General features: G+C 37.4%; 4 protein-coding genes and 1 pseudogene. 1 reads left to right on the forward strand and 4 read right to left on the reverse strand.

Going from position 1 to position 3149, the window contains the following annotated elements:
- A pseudogene (locus tag ACFE90_RS37415) lies at nt 1–1798 on the forward strand (dynamin family protein); the annotation flags it as partial.
- Between the two features lie 92 nt (nt 1799–1890).
- Here ACFE90_RS37415 and ACFE90_RS37420 read toward each other — a convergent pair.
- The 4 genes from ACFE90_RS37420 to ACFE90_RS37435 all read right to left on the reverse strand — a co-directional run.
- Nucleotides 1891–2016, reverse strand: a complete 126-nt coding sequence (locus ACFE90_RS37420; protein ID WP_375507280.1) for a hypothetical protein — start codon at nt 2014–2016, stop codon at nt 1891–1893.
- Between the two features lie 188 nt (nt 2017–2204).
- Nucleotides 2205–2522, reverse strand: coding sequence for a helix-turn-helix domain-containing protein (locus ACFE90_RS37425; RefSeq protein ID WP_375507281.1), 318 nt, complete (start codon nt 2520–2522; stop codon nt 2205–2207).
- Entirely contained in the window at nt 2494–2889 is a 396-nt protein-coding gene (locus tag ACFE90_RS37430) for a type II toxin-antitoxin system RelE/ParE family toxin (protein WP_375507282.1), read from the reverse strand. The genes ACFE90_RS37425 and ACFE90_RS37430 overlap by 29 nt, the downstream gene beginning before the upstream one ends.
- 66 nt (nt 2890–2955) lie before the next feature.
- Nucleotides 2956–3149 (reverse strand): hypothetical protein (locus ACFE90_RS37435; protein WP_375507283.1); only part of this gene is annotated, 194 nt, incomplete at its 5' end.

A 3149-nucleotide genomic window follows, 5' to 3' on the forward strand; every position in this document is an offset into this window, starting at 1 on the left:
CCCGGTTGATGCACTAGCGTTTAGTGTACTCTATCTACCTGCAATCTGCTGTAATACTACACGCTTTGAACTAGAACATCCCATTGAAGCGATTAATACAATATCATCGCTGGCAGGTTTCACATTAGTTGATACTCCTGGCCCCAATGAGTGGGAGTCTGTCTCGTTTAACACAACTTCCTTAAAGCAGACTGCTTTAGAAGCTCTCCGAACCTGTGATGCCATATTATTTATTCTGGATTACACAGCATTTAGGGACAACACTAATTCAGAATTGCTTCAAGATTTAATTGAGCGGCGTAGAGAATTTTTAGCAGAAAATACAGGTAAGATTTACTTTGTTCTTAATAAAGTAGACAGAAAAGCCGAAAGAGATAGACCTATCACAGATGTTATAGAATCTTTAAGAATAAATTTAGTTGAATTTGGTATACCTGAACCAATAATTTATTCAGTTAGTGGATGGCAAGGATTGTTATCTAAGCTTATTCAACAAGGTAAAGCAACTGATAGTCATATTAAAGACTTTGAAGATTTTTTTAGTGCTAGATATGCCCAAAGAGATGGAGAAGGAAGGCGTATCATTCCCTTACCAAAAGAAATTGCACAACAAGCTTTAAGTGATAGTGGTATTCCGAAAATTCAAGAGACAGTAATTCAAAGTATTACTCAAAATTCAGGATGGAATTTATTGAGTGATGTTTTAAATGAATTGAATAAAGCAGCCAAAGATATTGATGATATATATATTACAGATATCGGATGCTGGCAGTTAAAATTTGAGGAACTGCTACAAAAAGTAGAAAAGTACAAAAAACATTCTGATTCAGCAAAAAATCAGGTGTCAACCGTAAAAAAGTCCGTAGAGGCACAAAAGCAAATATTACTCAGTACCTTCAGCCAAGGGATTAATAAATTTGCTGAAACTGCCAAAAAACGAATAGCATCAGAAATTGATAGAGTAGCTGAAAATCAATTTAAAAAGGTTGCAAAGCACAAAAATGCTCAAAACCTTCTCACATATATATGGGATAAGTTCAGTTCTTTACTTGAAGACTCTTCCAGTTCTGATCCCTATAAAATCAAGGTTAAAAACAAAAAAGATGCTGAGAAAATTGGTAAAACTATTAATGAGTACTGCACTCCTGTAATACAAAATTTTTGGTTGGATACTCAGGATAGACTAGTTAGAGAGGGAACAATAATTCGTGAAGATTTAGTTACAAAAATCCAAAGAGAAATACAGGCTATTTCTGATGAGCTATCTGAGCTTATTAAAAAGGATTTACAAGTAGAAATAGGTAATAATCCAATTCAATTTCCTAACTTTGAATTTTCTGGTATTGATGCTAAAATTCAACATCAGCAAGAAGTATTTACTAGAACTAAGAAAGAATCAAGAAAGAATAGCCGCTGCTGTAAATCAGATAAAGTATATGAAGTAGATGTTTCGTATGAGGAAAAAGTATCTTACTATGAAATTGATTTACGACTGATTTCTCAAGGAATTCAGCAAAATATTGACTCACAAGTACAGAGAAATCTAGAATTGCTTCAGCGTGTTATTGAAAAACAAGTATCAGATGATTTTCGTAAAGGCGAAAAGCAAATCAATGACTATATCAATAGGTTTCAAGATGAATTTGACTCTTTACTTAAACAACGGGCAACAAGGGAAGTAGAAGCTTCTGAGGTTATTGCTAATCTCGAAAGTCAAAGAATCGAAGTGAGTGAATATCTTAGCGAATTAGTGTCTATTCGAGAAAATATTGAGAGTTGGAAACCAAGAAATCGATAGAATCCATTAAAAGCCAGTTGCTACAACTTGAGAATTGTTGTTAATGAGATAACTACAGTGATTAGTGTCGAGCAAATACATAAATTATTGACTTAAAACTTCGCTTTTGAGCGAGTTGCATCAAGAAATGCTATATATTGCTCAACCTGAGTCAGTTGGTCATCTGGAAGTTGAGCAATTTGTTGTTGAAGTTGACGGCGGCGGTCAAGGATAGTCATTAGACACCTCGCAGGAACAACTGAACTTTCATTTTACTCGATTGATGCAGTGTCAAATCCAGAACATAACCTATTACATCCTATTACGATTAGAGATAGGCGATCGCAAATTTAGCAGAGCGATTAATGTTTCAAAACTTTCTTGGTCATAACTAATTTCATAGCGTCACTTTCCTCAAAAATAACCCTTAATCAATCAGGGTATTCAATCCCCGTTTCTTAACTAGGTGCAACAGCTTAAGAGCGGTGCCACTGGGACGCTTCTGACCGATTTCCCACTTTTGAACCGTTGATAGACTTGTATTTAAAATCGCAGCAAATACTGCCTGGCTGACATGAGATGATTCGCGTATTTCCTTAATTTGCTCAGGTTCTAGCGGTTCAATTGGAGACAAGCACAGACTGTCGAATTCACGCAATGTAGTTTGATCCATCAGTCCAGCCTTGTGCAGCCCCGTAGCCGTTTCGTGAACGGCTTCAAGAATCGCTGATTTCTTCTTGGGCATTGCAAATTACCTCCATCAATTCATCTTCCAGCTTTGCTTTTTCGAGATCCTCTAGCGTGTAAGAGAATAGTACCGATGCCAGCTTTTTTAATGCTTCTTGTTCTTTTTTGTTAATGTTACCGCGCTCGTTTTTCGGGAAGCCGAAAACAAAAAACCAGCAATCTCCCTTGTTGGTTGCGACTAGTGTACGAAAGCCACCACGCTTACCTTGTCCAGAGCGGGCAATCCGCTTTTTGAACAGTCCGCCTCCTAGATCGGCTTCGTAAAGCCCTGCCGTCATTTCGTTTACAGCAGCGCAGAGGCTAAGGTCATTTAAACCCTCTTTGCGTGCCCAACGGTCAAACCATCGGGTTTTGTAGATTATCATGCTATGGTCATTAGCTTCGCTTATTATATAGCACTAAGTGCTATGCTTGGCAATACACTATAAAAGTCAAAAAGCTTGAACAAAGACTGATCGCAACATTGAGCAGGAACTAACTAAAAAATAGCGATGGGCTACGCCCCGCCGGAGGCGATCGCACTCCACCAAATACAATGAGGGTAAAACTCTAGTTGTACGTCCAAATTTATTTAAGTAAGTCGGTGCAATAAAACCAAACTGTGTGAAGAAAAGTAAATAAGGCT

Origin of the sequence: uncultured Nostoc sp., assembly GCF_964245445.1 — a bacterium.
In the GTDB taxonomy this organism is placed as follows: domain Bacteria; phylum Cyanobacteriota; class Cyanobacteriia; order Cyanobacteriales; family Nostocaceae; genus Nostoc.